This is a genomic window from Caulobacter sp. DWR2-3-1b2, assembly GCF_049896345.1.
In the GTDB taxonomy this organism is placed as follows: Bacteria; Pseudomonadota; Alphaproteobacteria; order Caulobacterales; family Caulobacteraceae; genus Caulobacter.
Window position 1 is genome coordinate 527,034 of the sequence record NZ_JAFCUC010000002.1, and the last position, 15,105, is coordinate 542,138.

The window sequence follows — 15,105 nt, forward strand, 5'->3', positions numbered from 1 at the left end:
AGATATCCGATCTGGCGAGATCTATCCCCTCACCGCGAGCGCCGCCCCGGCAATTTACATGACCGAACGACTACGGTTGGATCGACCTTCCGGCCAACCGTGCGAGGCTGACCCGTGCGGTCGCCCACCGCGCGCTCCCAACTTTCCGTGCGCGCCCGCCCAACCAACGACCTCCCTGTCCAACACCGCGTCGCAATGATACCGCTGTTATACGAGCCGCGCATCGGACGTGCGCGCTCTGGCCGACCACTTCGGCCTGCGGGGGGCGCCATGGTTCTACATGACTTCCGAGTGGGGCTTTTGGCCCTCATAATGATCTCTTCCGCCGGCATTGCGAACGCCCAGGTGCTCTATCGCTTTGCGGAGAAGGGGCTGTTTGACGGCCGCTACGGGCCGGTCAGCCAGGCGCAGGAGAAGGCCAAGGCCGGTTTGGTCGCTTGCGGTCGCGCCGCGACGATCACGGTCGATGGGCAATTTGGTTCTGGTACGCGGACCGCGCTGGCCCGTCTGGCCACCTGCCCCGCCTTCGCCACCGTCCTGGCCGGAGACGCCGATGCGCGGTCTGGCGCGCTGACCCTCCCCTACTGGAACGCCCTGGTCGGTGGCGCGCCACCCAACGTCGATGCGCGCGCCCGCACCTTGATGCTGACCTACGAGGACACCGACTATACCCGGATGGAATGGAACTTCTGCCAGTCCAAGCCACGCTATAATCCGGCGGCTGGCGCCAATCTTTGCTTCTCCAACGACCCGCGATCCTACCTGACCTGGGGGCCAAACGGCGCCACGGGCGGTGGCGGGCGCGAGGTGCAATTGATCTTGCAGGCCGTGGACACCGCGGATCCTGTCGTGCTGGCGTCAAGCTTTGGCGTCGAGGCGGACGCCGTGCGGCGCATGTTCCGCATGCCTGATCGCACCGTCGATCGCACGCTGGAGACCTATCTTTGCGGCGTGTGGGCAGATCCGGCGCGCCGGGCGGCTTGGAAGGCTGGGTTTGACACGATCGGTCGCGTGCCCGCCGTGCGGGCCACCTTCGATGGTCTCTACAAGAGCGCAAGCCTCGATGGCGGCAAGATCCGCACCTTCATGAGCGCCTACGCCGCCAACGGCCGCGTGCCCACGGAGATCGACTACGCCTTCTTCAAGGACCGGTCCGCGCACACCAGCCCCGAACTCGGCCCCATTCGCAACGCGATCGCGACCTTGCTCGCGAGCGATCCCCTGGCTCAGGCGTGGAAGGTTCGGCGCGCCATCGCGCTGAAGGTCCGCCCCAGCGCCCAGAGGGTCGATCGCCTGGGTCGCGACGTCACCTTCTATATCGACGGCGCCACGCTGGGCGGCCTGAGCGCCGAAGAGCGCCAGGCCTGGACTGGCCGGGGTCGACTGCACGCTTCGGATGCGGGGCTGTCCGACGCCCCGTCCTTCGCGACCTTCACGCCCGGTCCTCCCTTGGTCACGACGATCGCCAATCCGGCCAGCCTGACACCAGCCGAGCGCGCGGCTTGCCCCGCTGCTGTTCTCGCCACCCGGCGGCCTTGAGTCTTTTGATCCTAGGTCACGCGGCGCCTCATCCTATATGTCGAATCTCCCCACGACTGGACCCGCCATGGCCACGCCCCTGAAGATCGACTTCGTCTCCGACATATCCTGCCCCTGGTGCATCGTCGGCCTGGGTGGACTGGAGTCCGCGCTCGAGCGGGTCGGCGATCTCGTCGAGGCCGAGATTCACTTTCAGCCGTTCGAACTCAATCCAAACATGCCGCCCGAGGGGCAGAACATCGTCGAGCATGTCGCCGAGAAGTACGGCGCGACCCGTGAGCAATCGGCAGCCAACCGCCAGGCGATCCACGACCGGGCCGCCGCCGTCGGCTTCACCATGGTGACCGATGAGAATAGCCGAATCTACAATACCTTCGACGCCCATCGTCTGCTGTACTGGGCGGGGATCGTCGGCCACCAACCGGCCCTGAAGCGTGCCCTCTTCGACGCCTATTTCACGGACGGTCGAAGCCCTGCCGACCACGAGGTGCTGGTGGCGGCCGCGCTGCAGGTTGGCCTCGACCCGCATGCCGCGCATGAGGTGCTGACCTCGGGCCGCTACGCCCAGGAGGTCCGCGAGGCCGAGCGCGCCTGGCAGGCCGCCGGGATCAGCTCGGTGCCCGCCGTGGTGATCAACGACCGCTACCTGATCTCCGGCGGACAGCCCGCGGACTATTTCGAGCAGGCCTTGCGCCAGATCGCCGCCGAGGCCTAGGACGGCGCGAGCGCCAATTCTGCGTCGGCGACCACATATCGGACATGGCGATAGTCCTGAATGATGGCAATCTGGCCCTCACGCCAAGCTAGCCACATGATGTAGCTGGGCGCTGGCCCCAGGCCGTTCTCGAAAACGGCTACGACCTCGCGGTTCTCCAGGCAGGAACCAGGTGAACCGTTGGGCTCTGGGCGTAGATCGTGAAGAACATCCCCACATCCGCCGCGCCGACACGGAGCGGATGGGCGGACTGACTGAGCCGGACGTCGTCGGCAAGTAGCGCCCGTAGGGCCTCCCAGTTTCGCTGGTTGAACAGCGTCACATAACGCGCGACGGCCGCTGAAGTCGGACGGCTGACGGGCTGGGGCGGCGCCTCGGCGTTGATGGCCTTCAGCCGCGCGCGGCCTCGCGCGCTGCCACCGGTGACCACCACACATTTGTTCTTCAGGCTCATCGTTTGCTCCATCGCTACTGAAGCTAGGACGGATGAGCCTGCGAAAAAGAGCCACGATGAGCACTCCCGCCGCTCTACAGGGCGAGGCTATGCTTGGCTTTGAGCCATTCTCGCGACCTGCGGCTGGACCAGCCGGTCCGCGCCGCGACGGACGCTAGGCGAGCGCGCGCTTGTACAACACCAGAAGTTCGGCCCAAGCCTTCTCGGCGGCCGCTTCGTCATAGACCTGGCTACCCTTGACGGTCCAGCCGTGCGCAGCGCCGGTATAGACCTCGACCTTGGCGGGCCGCTTGGCCGTGTCGAAGGCCGCCTTCAGCTTGTCTTTCACGGTCGGGTCCGACTTGTCGTCGTTGTCAGCCACCGCGATCAGGAATTCGGCGTGAGTCTTGGGGATCAGTAGATGCGGGCTGGTCGGCTGGTCGGTGACCAGACCGCCGCCGTGGAAGCTGGCCACCGCGGCGATGCGACCCGGCGCCGCCGCGGCCGTGCGGAAGGCCAGCGGCCCGCCCATGCAATAGCCCTGCACGCCAATCTTCCTGGCCTTGCTGGTCTGCTTCTGGGCGTCCAGGAAGGACACATAGGCGGCAGCGTCGCGGTCAGTGCCCTCGGGGGTCACGGTGGCGCGCAGCGGGGTCAGCTTGGCCCGGTCCTCGGGATTGGCGAAATTGAACGCGCCCTCGATCACCGGCGCCTTCTTGGCGCGGTAGTAGAGGTTGGGCACCAGCACCACATAGCCGGCCGCCGCCAGCCGGCGGCCCATGTCGCGGAACACCGGCCGCAGGCTCATCACGTCGGGCCACACCAGAACGGCCGGCCAGGCGCCCTTGCCCTTGGGATAGTAAAGGGCGGCGTCGGCCACGCCGTCCGGCGTCTTGATCTGGACGTCCTGCTCGACGACCGTGTCCTGCGCGTGGGCGGCTGTCGCGGCCAGGCCGCCGATCGCAACGGTCATCAGGCCAAAGCCGCGGCGGGAAAGGCGGGGATCGTGCACCAGGCCCTGATGGATATCGTCGTCGCACATGTCGCTTTCCTTCGCTGTCTCAGCCGCCGCGCAAACTCAAGCACCGAGACCTTGATCAATCAATGGGCCTTGCGGCGCGGCACGAGATGCAGCACGCCCACCACGACACTGCCGACGATCGATCCAACCACCGCAGAGCCCGCCGCCATCGCCATCCAACCTGTCACCGCGCCGACCACCGGTGCGGACCCCGCCCAATGCGAGCCCGTTTCGACCAGTTTGGGAATGGCGTGGAGGCCGAAGTGCTCCAGGCCATGGACAATGATCCCGCCGCCGACCCACAGCATGGCCCCTGTCCCGATCACGGTCAGCGCCTCCATGGTCACAGGCATGGCCTTGACCAGCCCGCGTCCGAAGCCGCGCAGCGGGGCCGAAGCCCCCTTGGCCAGATGCAAGCCGATGTCGTCCATCTTCACGATCAACCCGACCACGCCATAGACCACGACGGTCAGCGCGATCCCGATAACCGCCAGCGCGGCGGCCTGGATGGCCAGGGGGCGGTCGGCGACGTCGGCCAAGGCGATGGCCATGATCTCGCCCGACAGGATCAGGTCGGTGCGAATGGCGCCGGCCACCTTCTGGGCCTCGAGCTCGGCGCTGCTCTGGGCCAGTTCCTCGACCTCGTCTCCCGCCTCGTGGTGACCAAAGGACTCGATGATCTTCTCGGTGGCCTCGAAACACAGGTAGGCCCCGCCGCACATCAGGATCGGCGTCACGGCCCAAGGGGCGAAGGCGCTGAGGATCAGCGCACCGGGCAGGAGGAACAGCAGCTTGTTGCGGAACGAGCCCACCGCGATCTTCCAGACGATCGGCAGTTCGCGCTCGGGCGTGAAGCCCATGGCGTAACCCGGCGTCACGGCGGTGTCATCGATCACCACGCCGACCGCCTTGGTTCCCGCCTTGCCGGCGGCGGCGCCGACGTCGTCCAAAGAAGCGGCGGCCAGCTTGGTGATGCCGGCTATGTCGTCGAGCAGGGCGGCGAGGCCGGAGGGCATGGGGATTCTCTGGGCGGCGAGTGGAACGGTCCTTCGCGAATAGACCGGACCACCCGCCGAGGTCGAGCCTGATCAGTCCTTCTTGAGGACGGCGTCGGCCTTCTTGTCGATCTTCGTCGCCTCGGCCTTCGACATTCGGCCCGCCTTCGCGGCCTGGCTGGCGCGAGCCTTGGCGTTGCGGGCGTGGGCCTTGTCCTCGATCGGATAGGCCCGCTTGTCCGGCTCGGCGAACGCCTTGTCGGGAAGCTTGTCACGCTTTTTGGCGTCGAGTTCGGCCATGGGGGTCAGTCTTTGGGATGGGCGAGCCCGAGCGACTCGACCGGCGCGTCGTCGTCGCTGTCGCCGCCGTCGGGCGTGACAATCTCGGCGGGCTCGTCCTGGCGGGCTAGGTCGCGCGCGCCGACTCCGCCGCCCTGCTGGATGTTGCGGTTGGCTTCGACCGTCGAGGGATCGTAGCTGTCGTCGGCGTCGTCGCCGTTGGTCACGTCAAGATCGGCCATGAGAAGTCTCCACTCGTGTTCAGAGCCAACGATCGGACGCCGCGAGACGTTCCGCATGGCCCGTTCAGATTCCCTGCGGCGACCCGCAGAATAAAATCAGCCCCTGTGACAGTTGCGATCCCATCGTGACGCTCCAGATAAGCTGGACGCCGACGCGGTCGTTGGCGACCCCTTCAGGGACTGCTTCCATGCCCACACTGTTCGACCCGCTTCGCCTCGGCGACCTCGACCTGCCCAATCGTATCGTGATGGCCCCGCTCACCCGGCTAAGGGCCGGCGACAGCCAGATCCCCAACACCCTGATGGCTGAATATTACGCCCAGCGCGCCTCCGCCGGCCTGCTGATCAGCGAGGGCGTGCCGGTTTCGCCCCAAGGCGTTGGCTACCAAGGCGTGCCCGGCATCTGGTCCAAGGAACAGGTTGAGGGCTGGAAGCTGATCACCAAGGCCGTGCATGACAAGGGTGGTCGGATCTTCATGCAGATTTGGCACGTCGGCCGGGTCTCCGATCCCTCGTTCCACGACGGCGCCGCGCCGGTCGGCCCTAGCGCCCTGCCCGCCAACGGTCATGTCAGCCTACTGCGCCCCGAGCGTCCCTATCCCACGCCGCGCGCCCTCGAAACCGAGGAAGTCGCCGGCGTGGTCGAGGCCTTCCGCCTCGGCGCCCAGAACGCCAAGGACGCTGGTTTTGACGGCGTGGAACTGCACGGCGCCAATGGCTATCTGCTCGACCAATTCCTGCAGGACGGCTCCAACAAGCGCACCGACCAATACGGCGGCTCGATCGAAAACCGCGCGCGCCTGCTGCTAGACGCCACCGACGCCGCCGTCTCGGTCTTTGGCCCGGGTCGCGTGGGCGTCCACCTGGCCCCTCGCGCCGACGCCCATTCGATGGGCGACAGCGATCTCGCCGCTACATTCGGTTACATCGCCACCGAACTGGGCAAGCGCGGCATCGCCTTCCTCTGCGCCCGCGAATATTCGGGCCCAGACAGCCTGGGCGTAGATCTGCGGGCCAAGTTCGGCGGCGTCTATATCGCCAACGAGCAGTTCACCGCCGAGACCGCCCAGACGGCTCTGGATACCGGCGCGGCCGACGCCGTGGCCTTCGGCAAGGCCTATATCGCCAATCCGGACCTGGTCGAGCGCCTCAAGGCCGGCGCCGCGCTCAATGCGCCGGACCCTACGACCTTCTATGGCCCTGGCGCCAAGGGGTACACCGACTACCCGGCCCTGACGGCTCGCGAGACGGTGGCGGCGGAGTAGCGACAAGCGCTCCGAAGATTTCCGACTGAGTCCGTATCCGCTGTGCCATTTGCCGCGTTGGGCCTTCACCGCGCGGCGCACAGCGGATACAGGCTTAACCATGAGTGAGTCCAACGATCATTGGAAGACCGTCCTGCAACGGGGCGGAGCGGCGCTGGCTTTCAAGATCATCGACCCCGCCAGCGCCAAGCCGACCATGATCGCCGAGCCGGCGCCGCAGAAACGCGCCCTTCCCGTCATGGTCTATTACGCCGTGGCCGCGTCGGCGGTGGTCGATAGCTGGGTCGCCGGAGGTGACGGTCAGGTACTGATCGACCGCCCGGCCATCCTCGCCCGCCAGCGCCTGCTGAACGCCAAGGCCGCTGAACCGCCTGGCAGCACGCCGTCACCATTCTCGACCGGCTATGCGACGACCTACAAGCTGGAACTGGCGCGCTTGGCCTGGCTGGCGATCATCGACGATCCTGCTCAGCGACTGGAAGCCCTGGCCGCGACGTTCGCGCCGCCAGAATTGCGCACCAAACTCGTTTAAGCCGCCTACCAAGCCCCGGTATTAGGCATCGAGGCCCAGGGTTCGACGGCATCCAGATTGCCATCCTGCAGCAGCTCCACCGAGATATTGTCGGGCGAGCGGACGAAAGCCATGTGGCCGTCACGCGGCGGACGGTTGATCGTCACGCCCATGTCCATCAGCCGCTGGCAAGTTTCGTAGATGTCATCGACGCGGTAGGCCAGGTGGCCGAAATTGCGGCCGCCGTCATAATCTTCGGGATCCCAATTATAGGTCAACTCGACCAGAGGCGCGCGGCGCTCCTTGGCCAGTTCGACGTCCTCAGGCGCGACGAGGAACACCAGGGTAAAGCGGCCCTTGTCATTCTCCATCCGGTACATTTCGGTCAGGCCCAGGCCGTCGACATAGAAGCGCAGCGAGGCGTCGAGGTCTTTCACGCGGACCATGGTGTGAAGATAGCGCAAGGGCGGCTCCTAAGCTCGAATGGGGCTAAGTTTGAGACTACAGCGGGCGGCGCCGGTCTCGCACCCCACAATTGTGACCCGTTAGAGCTCCCGACCTGACTGCGTCAGGTCGGGAGCTCTAACCTTTTGTTTTGACGCATTTTTCTTCACGCGAACCGAAACCGCTTCGCTCGAAAAATGCTCTAGCCCGCCGTCGAGGCTGTGTCGCCCTGCAGGACACGTTGGGCGCGCTCCACGGCCTCCAGCAGGCTGGCCAGCGCCAAGCTCTCCGGGCTGTCGGCGCGATAAATTTCGCGCAGGGCGGGCACGCGATCCTGACACGCGGCCATGGCGTCGAGAGCCCGATCGATCTTGCGCGTCAGCATCACAGTAACCGCCATTTTTGTTCTACATTCGTTCTAGCTTGGCGGCCGGCCGAGTCAATGACGCGGCTACTCCGCCGCAACCGGTTTCTCTCGGGTCTGCCTGCGCCACAACGCCGCGTATTCGCCGCCAGCGTCTAGCAGAGTTGCGTGCGCGCCGCGCTCGACCACCCTGCCTCGGCGTAGGACGATGATCTCGTCGGCGTCGGCGATGGTTGATAGGCGGTGGGCCACCACCAAGGTCGTGCGCCCGGCCCTGGCTTTGCGAAGCGTGGCCTGAATCGCCGCCTCGGTGCGGCTGTCCAGGGCGCTGGTCGCCTCATCGAGGATCAATACCCGCGGGTCGGCCAGCAGGGCCCGGGCGATCCCGACCCGCTGCCGCTCGCCGCCCGACAGCTTCAGGCCGCGCTCGCCGACCTTGGTCTCCATGCCTTCGGGTAGACCTCGAATGAACTCGCCCAGCTCGGCCGCCTCGGCGGCGGCCCAGACGTCGGCCTCAGACGCCTCGGGACGGGCAAAGGCGATGTTGGCCATCAGGGTGTCGTTGAACAGGGCCACATCCTGCGGCACCAGGGCGACGGCGCGGCGCAGGGAGGTTTGTTTCAGCGCTTTCAAGTCATGGCCATCCAGGGTGACGCGCCCAGCCTGGGGGTCGATCATCCGCAGGGCCAGACGCACCATGGTGGTCTTGCCTGCCCCCGATGGACCGACGATAGCCACCGTCGTGCCGGGTTCGGCGGCGAAGGTCACGGTCTGCAGCCCCTCGGAGCGCTGTCCATGGCGGAAGGACACGCCTTCGAAGGCCACCGCCCCGCCCCGTCTGTCGGCGGGCGGCGGCAGGTCGATGGCGTCGGCGGCATCGGCCACGTCCGGCTGGGCGCGGCGCAGCTCGAGCATGGCTTCCATATCAATGAACGACTGGCGGATCTCGCGGTAGGCGAAACCCAGGATGTTCAGCGGGCCATACAGATTGACCAGGATCAGCACTGCGGCTGTGACGTCGCCCGGGCCGATGTCGCCATGTGCGGCCTCGCTGCCAGCCAGGATGGCCATGACGCCCAGACCCAGGCTCATCACCGCCGACTGGATGACGTTCAGCAGGGTCAGCGAGTTGGTCGCCTTGATATTGGCCTCGCCGTAGGTGCGCAGGGCGTTGTCATAGCCGGCCACCGCCCGGTCCTCAGCCCCGAAGGCCTTGACCGTCTCGTAGTTCAGCAAGGCGTCGACAGCCCGGCCGGCGGCCTCGGCGTCGGCCTCGTTCATCACGCGGCGATGACCGATGCGCCAGTCGGAGATCGAGAAGGTGATCACGCCATAGATCACCACAGTGACCACCGCCGTCAGGGCGAAGCGCCAGTCATAGGCCTTGGCCAGCACGACGGCAGCCATGATCAGTTCGACGGCGGTGGGCGCGATGTTGAACACCAGGCCGCGCAGCAGGAAGTCCATCGACCGCGCCCCGCGATCGATCACCCGCGACAGCGAGCCCGTGCGCTTGGTCTGGTGGAAGTCGATCGACAGCGACAGGGCGTGGGCGAAGGTCTCGACCGCCGCCCGAGTCTGGGCCGCCTGGGCGACTGGCGTGAACACTGCATCACGGGCCTGGGGCGCGGCGGCGGCGATGAACCGGATCAAGGCCCAGCCGCCAGCCAGGCCCGCGAAGGCGAAGCTGACCTGCGCGGCGGCGGTCTTGCCCTGGCTCAGCTCATTGACGGCCTTGCCCAGCAGCAAGGGGGCGATCACGCCCAGGAACTTGCCGACGAAAGTGAAGGCCAGGGCGACGGACACGCGCCAGCGCAGCCCAGGCGCCTCGGAGCGCATGACGAGGCGGGCGAGGTCGGTGAGGGCCTTCCAGCCGTTGGGCTTGACGTCCGGGGCCGAGACCGCGCCAGAGACGGCCGCGCCGCCGCGCGCCATGCCTCTCACTGGGCGCCTTCTAGCAATTGCGTGGTCTGCACGCCGCCGCCCGGCGTGATCCAATCGACACGCCAGCCTCGCGGCGTGAGGGTCGACCGCACGGGACCGCCCGACGGCGGCTGGGGTGGGCTCACCTCGAGCACGATCTGTTGCTCCCCCCCCTCGCCGGCGACCTGAATCGTACGGGCGCCAGCCCCCAAGGCCTGGTTGAGCGATAGGGCGAACCGGCCTGCCTCGTCAGCCTTGCCCTCACCACGCGTGGTGCGATCAACGCGGACGCCCAGCCCTGCGCCGGGCATGGCGACACCGGAGATCACGCCTCCGCCGCTGCGGTCGTAGTCGACGGCCAGAATGCGTGGCGACGGCGAGGTCTGGGCCAGGACCTCCGCCCCCGCCCCGGCCCGCAGCAGCACGGCCAAGCCGCCGGGGGTCACCATCAGATAGCCCTGGGCCTGCACTGTGCGCCCCTGCAGGGTCATCGACAGGCCGTAGAGCCTAGGCTCTGCGGCCTGAGGGGCCAGCAAGCGCCAATGGCCGGCCTCGTCAGCCTGACCCAACAGGGCTTCACCAGTCGGCGCGCCCAGCCGTACGCTGGACCCTGGGGCCGCCTGACCCGACAGCACCACGCCGTCGGCCTGACGGGCCGCAGAAAGAACCTCCGGCGGCTTGAGATAGTCGGCCTGGGGCGAGGCTTGCTCGGCGTCAGTCGCGGCCGGAGCGTGCCGCCAGCCTTCGCCGCCATCACAGGCTCCCAAAGCCAGGGCCGCGGCCACAGCCAGGAGCATGGCCGACTTGAAACCGATCTTCCGAATCCTGATCATGGCGTATCCAACGACCGACGACGCCCCGCCGGCCAATTTCCTGGGTGTTCACGTGCGGCGCGCCGCGCTTGTCCACAAGAACCGGCCCGCTGTTTATTTTTCCTGGAGTGGACGACGATGCCCGACCTGTCCAGCGAGCAAACCAGCCCCGGCGCCAGCGCGCTGACGTCCGTCTGCGTCTACTGCGGGTCGTCGAACACGGCCGATCCCGCTTTTCTGAACGCGGCCTTCGAAATTGGCGGCGATTTCGCCAAGGCCGGGCTGAAGCTGGTCTATGGCGGCGGCGGCGTGGGCCTGATGGGCGCCACGGCGCGCGGGGCTCATGCTGCGGGGGGCAAGGTCCTTGGCATCATCCCGGACTTTCTGCGCGGCCGTGAGCAGCCGTTCGACGACGTCGAGACCGTGATCGTCACCTCGATGCACGAGCGCAAGATGATGATGTTCGAGCGTTCCGACGCCTTCGTGGTGCTGCCCGGCGGGATCGGCACGCTGGAGGAAATCATCGAGCTCCTGTCATGGCGACGGCTAGACCTGCACGCCAAGCCGATTATGTTTCACAACCCACGCGGCTTCTGGGACCCCTTGTTCGCCCTGCTACAGCACACCATCGACGAGGGTTTGACCCCGCCCAGCCTGGCCGATTGCTGGCGGTCCGTTGAAAAGGCCAGCGATATAACGCCAACCCTACTGGCCTGGAGCTTGGAAACCAGGCAAACAAACGCTTCGGACACGCTCCGCTTCTTGACTTAGTAGCGAAAAGAAACGAACCTGAGATGGGCCGACCTCCCCTTGTCGGCCCGGGGATATAGGAAACCATCATGCGTCTTTTTGTCGCCGCGCTTGTCGCGGCTTCCGCCATGTCGTCCGCCGCCTTGGCGGCCGAGGGAGCGGTCCTCAAGCTCAAGGCCCCATCCAAGGCTCCGACCTTGATCCTGGACGGCGCCGCCTGGCGCTGCACCGGTGACGTCTGCGCCGCGCCCGCAGTCAAGTCGCTTCCGATCGGTCGCGCCTGCCGCAAGGTCGCGGCGGAACTTGGCGCGATCACGACCTTCAACTATCGCGGCGAAGAGCTGGACGCCGCCGGCCTCGCCGACTGCAACACGGCCGCCAAGTCCTAGGATTTGGACATTGACGACAGGAAGGGGCGGCCCGCACGGCGGACCGCCCCTTTTTTTTCCTATTTCCGCTCCGACGCCTTTGACGGCTGAGCCGTCGGCTTGAGCGCGGGTCTCCCGCCGACGAGCATCCCGCCCAGCAGGGCGAAGGACAGCATGGCGTGGTTCATCTTCGATACGTTCATGGCGGCGTCTCCCAGACTTCGCTTGAAAAACAAGACAGGCCGTTGGACCAGGAGACGCGCGCGGCTCACAGGGGCTTGCCCCCTCCCAGTCGTCAGCGCGTCATCGTCAAGCATGCCCCAGACTGGCCGAGACGCAAGAAAAATCGTCCGAACCCTGATGAATTCCGCCTACGGACGATGGGCGTTTTCCTTGTTCAAGCAAGGCCTTGCGTCGCAAAGAAAAACCGCCCGCGACGGCATGTCGCGGGCGGTTTCGGCTTCAATCGACAGTTGTCCGTGAACGGCGGTCAGGCCGCCTTGCCGAACGACAGTGATTCATAGCGCTTCAGGTGGTGATCGACCGAGCCGAACAGGCCCTCGATGATCGAGGCGCGCTTGAAATAGTGGCCGATGGCCAGCTCGTCGGTCATGCCCATGCCGCCGTGGATCTGGATGGCGTTCTGGCCGACGAACTTGCAGGCCCGGCCGATCCGGACCTTGGCGGCCGAGACGGCCTTGGCCCGCTCGTCGTCGCCTTCGTCCAGCTTGATGGTGGCCATATAGGTCATCGAAACGGCCTGCTCGACCTCGATGAACATGTCGACCATGCGGTGTTGAAGCACCTGGAAGTTGCTGATCGCGGTGCCGAACTGCTTGCGCTGCTTGGCGTAGTCCAGCGTACCCTCGTGCAGCTTGCGCAGCAGGCCCACGGCCTCGGCGCCGACAGCGGCCGTGGCCTCGTCCAGCACCTTGTTGACGAGCGGAAGGCCGTTACCCTCTTCACCGATCAAGGCGTCCGCGGGGATCGAGACATTCTCGAAGAACACTTCGGAGGCGCGGCCGCCGTCCACCGTCGGATAGTCGCGTGTGACGATGCCCGGCAGGGTCTTGTCGACCAGGAACACCGACACGCCGCCGGTGTCGCGCTGGCCGCCGCCGGTGCGGGCGGTGACCAACAGGTGGCTGGCGAATGGCGCGCCCACCACCACGGCCTTGTGGCCGTTCAGCACATAGCCCGCGCCGTCCTTCTTGGCCGTAGTCTTGAGGTCCTGCCAGGTGTAGCGCCCCTGCGGCTCGGCATAGGCGAAGGCAATGGTCGTCGTGCCGGCGATGATGCCTTCGATGACACTGGTCGCGCCGGCATATCCCGAGTGCTTCATGAAGCCGCCGCCGATCACCACCGTGCCCACATAGGGCTCGATGACCAGGGCTTTGCCGAACTCTTCCATGATGATCATGTTGTCGATGGCGCCCCCACCCAGGCCGCCCAGCTCTTCGCTGAACGAGGCGCCCAAGATGCCCAGTTCCTCGGCGAAGGCCTGCCAGTAGTCGGCGCGCCAGCCGCTCTCCGAGGCCACGATCTTGCGGCGGGTCTCGAAGTTGTACTTGTCCTGCAGGAAGCTCGCGACGGTGTCGCGGACCATCGACTGCTCTTCGGTGAAGTTGAAGTCCATCCCTGGGTTTCCTCTGAAGACTATTCGTCTACGATCTGTTCGTTTCTGAGCACCGCTTCCAGATGGTATTTCAGACCATCTGGCTCAACGGCTTCGACTATTAGGAAGACGTCGGCATCCTTAAACGGAAGGATCACGCGTCCAGGCGTCTTCGCCAGGAAGCCGATCCTCGGCGAGGGTTCCCCATTCGCGGAAAATTGGGTCGCCTCGAACCGCGACGGGCCCTGCTCATCGCCGAGATAGCGGACATCGCCGCGCCAACCGGCTTGAGCGCCCTCGCCTGAGCTCCAGAGAACATCTCCAGGGCGGCCGAGGAAGGTCACGAGCACCGGCGTTTGACCAGGGGCCAGCCGTGTATGGGTCACGACGCCAGGGCCGATCGCCCTCGCGGCGGCTTCCAGAACCTCGCCCCCAATGGCGTCGCGAGCCGCTCCGAACGGAGCGACCGCGATCATGGCGGCCAGGACCGGCCCATGCGGGTTCATCGACCTGTTCCGCGCCGGCCGCCTTAGAGTCCCAGCACCATCTTGGCGATGATGTTGCGTTGGATTTCGTTGGAGCCACCGTAGATCGACGTCTTGCGGACGTTGAAATAGGTCGGGGCGGCGCGATGAGCGAAGTCCGGGCCGATCGGATGGGCGTTGTCGCCGTCCTTCGGGAAGCCGCGGAAATAGGGCGCGCTGTAATGGCCGGCCGCTTCAAGCACCAGCTCGGTGATCCGTTGCTGAATCTCGGTCCCCTTGATCTTCAGCACCGAGGACTCCGGACCTGGGCCCTTGCCAGCCGCTTCACCGGCCAGGGTGCGCAACTCGGTATATTCCAGGGCCGTCAGGTCGATCTCCAGGTCGGCGACCTTGCGCTTGAACGCCGGGTCGGTCAGCAGTGGCAGGCCGTCATCGCCCAGTTCAGTCTGAGCCAACTGGCGAATTCGCTCGATGCCGCGCTTGGAGCGCGCCACGCCGGCAATGCCAGAACGCTCGTGGGCCAGCAGGAACTTGGCGCAGGTCCAGCCCTTGTTCTCGTCGAAAATGCGGTTTTCGACCGGCACCTTGACGTTCTCGAGCCAGACCTCGTTGACCTCGTGCTCGCCGCCCAGGGTAATGATCGGACGGACGGTCACGCCCGGCGACTTCATGTCGATCAGCAGGAACGAGATGCCCTCCTGGATCTTGGCCACCGGGTCGGTGCGGACAAGGCAGAAGATCCAGTCGCCGTGCTGGGCCAGGGTGGTCCAGGTCTTCTGGCCGTTGACCAGGTAGTATTCCTTGCCGTCGTCGCCAGTGAAACGCTCGGCCTTGGTCTTCAGGCTGGCCAGATCCGAACCCGCGCCCGGCTCCGAATAGCCTTGAGCCCACCAGATGTCGCCCGACAGGGTCGGCGGCAGAAAGCGTTCCTGCTGCTCGGGGGTGGCGAAGGTGTAGATCACCGGGCCGACCATGTTGATTCCGAACGGCAGGATCGGCACGCAGTCGGCGCGAGCGGTCTCTTCCGACCAGATGTATCGCTGCACCGAGGTCCAGCCCGGGCCGCCGAATTTTTCCGGCCAGGCCGGGGCGACCCAGCCTTTCTTGGCCAGGATGCGGTGCCACGAGAGAAAATCGTCTTTGGCCATCTCTTCGCCCTCCTCCTGCTTCTCGCGCAGGCCAGCGGGGTAGTTCTCGGCGATGAACGCCCGGACTTCGTCGCGGAAGGCGACGTCTTCAGGCGAGAAATCGAGGTTCATGGCGGGCTCCCGGGAAATCGGCCTCTCAAGGGGCCGTCTTGACTGTCGGGAGTCACAATAGGGTTCGAACGCGCGTTTGGAAAGA

General features: G+C 66.1%; 19 protein-coding genes. 6 read left to right on the top strand and 13 right to left on the bottom strand.

What is annotated here, in order from left to right; all coding sequences use genetic code 11:
• Positions 1–312 precede the first annotated feature (312 nt).
• Together ACP694_RS08700 and ACP694_RS08705 are read left to right on the top strand one after the other, a co-directional pair.
• On the top strand, positions 313–1,539 hold the full coding sequence (locus tag ACP694_RS08700) for a hypothetical protein (RefSeq protein ID WP_426011727.1): 1,227 nt from the start codon (positions 313–315) through the stop codon (positions 1,537–1,539).
• 67 nt (positions 1,540–1,606) lie between these two features.
• A complete protein-coding gene (locus ACP694_RS08705; protein ID WP_426011728.1) occupies positions 1,607–2,254 on the top strand; it encodes a DsbA family oxidoreductase in 648 nt (215 codons plus the stop codon).
• Positions 2,255–2,393: 139 nt separating this feature from the next.
• On the opposite strand, the gene ACP694_RS08710 is transcribed toward ACP694_RS08705, so the two are convergent.
• From ACP694_RS08710 to ACP694_RS08730, 5 genes are all read right to left on the bottom strand, one after another.
• On the bottom strand, positions 2,394–2,708 hold the full coding sequence (locus tag ACP694_RS08710) for a nuclear transport factor 2 family protein (RefSeq protein ID WP_426011729.1): 315 nt from the start codon (positions 2,706–2,708) through the stop codon (positions 2,394–2,396).
• Positions 2,709–2,862: 154 nt separating this feature from the next.
• On the bottom strand, positions 2,863–3,729 hold the full coding sequence (locus tag ACP694_RS08715) for a dienelactone hydrolase family protein (RefSeq protein ID WP_426011730.1): 867 nt from the start codon (positions 3,727–3,729) through the stop codon (positions 2,863–2,865).
• Between the two features lie 59 nt (positions 3,730–3,788).
• Positions 3,789–4,724, bottom strand: a complete 936-nt coding sequence (locus ACP694_RS08720) for a DUF808 domain-containing protein (RefSeq protein ID WP_426011731.1) — start codon at positions 4,722–4,724, stop codon at positions 3,789–3,791.
• 72 nt (positions 4,725–4,796) lie between these two features.
• Positions 4,797–5,003, bottom strand: coding sequence for a hypothetical protein (locus ACP694_RS08725; RefSeq protein ID WP_426011732.1), 207 nt, complete (start codon positions 5,001–5,003; stop codon positions 4,797–4,799).
• Positions 5,004–5,008: 5 nt separating this feature from the next.
• Positions 5,009–5,224 carry a hypothetical protein gene (locus ACP694_RS08730; RefSeq protein ID WP_426011733.1) on the bottom strand — a complete coding sequence of 72 codons (216 nt, stop codon included), beginning with the start codon at positions 5,222–5,224 and terminating at the stop codon, positions 5,009–5,011.
• A 188-nt stretch (positions 5,225–5,412) separates the two neighbouring features.
• On the opposite strand from ACP694_RS08730, the gene ACP694_RS08735 reads away from it, so the two are divergent.
• The gene (locus tag ACP694_RS08735; RefSeq protein WP_426011734.1) at positions 5,413–6,489 is read left to right on the top strand and encodes an alkene reductase; all 1,077 of its coding nucleotides are present in this window, start codon (positions 5,413–5,415) and stop codon (positions 6,487–6,489) included.
• 100 nt (positions 6,490–6,589) lie between these two features.
• Positions 6,590–7,021 carry a hypothetical protein gene (locus ACP694_RS08740; protein WP_426011735.1) on the top strand — a complete coding sequence of 144 codons (432 nt, stop codon included), beginning with the start codon at positions 6,590–6,592 and terminating at the stop codon, positions 7,019–7,021.
• A 5-nt stretch (positions 7,022–7,026) separates the two neighbouring features.
• Here the strand turns inward: ACP694_RS08740 and ACP694_RS08745 are convergent, their stop codons facing one another.
• The 4 genes from ACP694_RS08745 to ACP694_RS08760 form a co-directional block, all read right to left on the bottom strand.
• Complete coding sequence (locus ACP694_RS08745) at positions 7,027–7,464, bottom strand: VOC family protein (RefSeq protein WP_426011736.1); 438 nt, start codon at positions 7,462–7,464, stop codon at positions 7,027–7,029.
• Between the two features lie 182 nt (positions 7,465–7,646).
• Positions 7,647–7,844: a hypothetical protein gene (locus tag ACP694_RS08750; protein WP_426011737.1), complete on the bottom strand. Its 198-nt coding sequence runs from the start codon at positions 7,842–7,844 to the stop codon at positions 7,647–7,649.
• 51 nt (positions 7,845–7,895) lie between these two features.
• Positions 7,896–9,818 carry an ABCB family ABC transporter ATP-binding protein/permease gene (locus tag ACP694_RS08755; RefSeq protein ID WP_426011842.1) on the bottom strand — a complete coding sequence of 641 codons (1,923 nt, stop codon included), beginning with the start codon at positions 9,816–9,818 and terminating at the stop codon, positions 7,896–7,898.
• Positions 9,749–10,564, bottom strand: a complete 816-nt coding sequence (locus tag ACP694_RS08760; protein WP_426011738.1) for a hypothetical protein — start codon at positions 10,562–10,564, stop codon at positions 9,749–9,751. Before ACP694_RS08760 ends, ACP694_RS08755 begins: the two co-directional genes overlap by 70 nt.
• A 117-nt stretch (positions 10,565–10,681) precedes the next feature.
• Here ACP694_RS08760 and ACP694_RS08765 point away from each other — a divergent pair, with 117 nt between their 5' ends.
• Both ACP694_RS08765 and ACP694_RS08770 read left to right on the top strand, forming a co-directional pair.
• On the top strand, positions 10,682–11,314 hold the full coding sequence (locus ACP694_RS08765) for a TIGR00730 family Rossman fold protein (protein ID WP_426011739.1): 633 nt from the start codon (positions 10,682–10,684) through the stop codon (positions 11,312–11,314).
• A gap of 68 nt (positions 11,315–11,382) precedes the next feature.
• A complete protein-coding gene (locus ACP694_RS08770) occupies positions 11,383–11,682 on the top strand; it encodes a CC_3452 family protein (protein ID WP_426011740.1) in 300 nt (99 codons plus the stop codon).
• 59 nt (positions 11,683–11,741) lie between these two features.
• Here the strand turns inward: ACP694_RS08770 and ACP694_RS08775 are convergent, their stop codons facing one another.
• The 4 genes from ACP694_RS08775 to ACP694_RS08790 form a co-directional block, all read right to left on the bottom strand.
• Positions 11,742–11,879: a hypothetical protein gene (locus ACP694_RS08775; RefSeq protein ID WP_426011843.1), complete on the bottom strand. Its 138-nt coding sequence runs from the start codon at positions 11,877–11,879 to the stop codon at positions 11,742–11,744.
• A gap of 272 nt (positions 11,880–12,151) precedes the next feature.
• Positions 12,152–13,297 carry an acyl-CoA dehydrogenase family protein gene (locus tag ACP694_RS08780; protein WP_426011741.1) on the bottom strand — a complete coding sequence of 382 codons (1,146 nt, stop codon included), beginning with the start codon at positions 13,295–13,297 and terminating at the stop codon, positions 12,152–12,154.
• Positions 13,298–13,317: 20 nt separating this feature from the next.
• Positions 13,318–13,782, bottom strand: a complete 465-nt coding sequence (locus ACP694_RS08785; RefSeq protein ID WP_426011742.1) for a hypothetical protein — start codon at positions 13,780–13,782, stop codon at positions 13,318–13,320.
• A 23-nt stretch (positions 13,783–13,805) separates the two neighbouring features.
• Complete coding sequence (locus ACP694_RS08790) at positions 13,806–15,020, bottom strand: acyl-CoA dehydrogenase family protein (RefSeq protein WP_426011743.1); 1,215 nt, start codon at positions 15,018–15,020, stop codon at positions 13,806–13,808.
• Positions 15,021–15,105 lie beyond the last annotated feature (85 nt).